This is a genomic window from Marinobacter sp. bablab_jr003 (genome assembly GCF_016464245.1).
GTDB lineage: Bacteria > Pseudomonadota > Gammaproteobacteria > Pseudomonadales > Oleiphilaceae > Marinobacter > Marinobacter vinifirmus.
On sequence record NZ_JADARC010000054.1, the window covers coordinates 1 to 635 of the forward strand.

Annotated in this window: 1 pseudogene; it reads left to right on the plus strand. The window is 59.2% G+C overall.

The annotated features are described in order from the left end of the window. Window positions 1-123: 123 nt before the first annotated feature. Window positions 124-635 (plus strand): annotated as a pseudogene (locus tag H3Z84_RS06265) (xylulose 5-phosphate 3-epimerase); the annotation flags it as partial.

Sequence of the window (635 nt, forward strand, 5' to 3'; positions counted from 1 at the left end):
GCTACCAATCCATTTTGCGTCTTTGATGTGAGACCGGGCAAATACCCGGGGTAATCCGGATATTTACGGCGAGGATTTCTAGTAGGCCACCATTAACGTCAGTAGAGTTATCAGGGAGAGATCATGAACGGCTATTCCATTTACACGCTCGACGAGGTGGGGCTGTCCCGGCTGGTGAGTGACTTTTACAGCTACGCCGTCACCCCGGATGGCACACCGGGGGTTCCCCTGGGCAGTCACGTCAACCCCCACACTGCCGGCGGGCTGATCGAGGGCGGATACCTGGGCTTTGCGGAACTGCAATACACCCATATGCCGCTGCCGGGGGAGCGTCTGGTCGCGTTTCTCAGTGATGGGGCATTTGAGGAGCAGCGGGGCAGCGACTGGGCAAGCCGCTGGTGGCGAGCCGAGGACTGTGGCCTGGTGACCCCGGTGATGATTGCTAACGGGCGCCGCATTGATCAACGGTCAACCATTTTTCTGCAAGGGGGGGTGGACTGGTTCCGGCAACACCTGGAACTCAATGGCTTTTACCCCATACTCATTGATGGCCGCGATCCTGCGGCCTTTATCTGGGGCATCTTCGAGGCCGAATCGAGGCTTCAGGCGTGCAGCGAACAGGTCAGCGCCGGCCA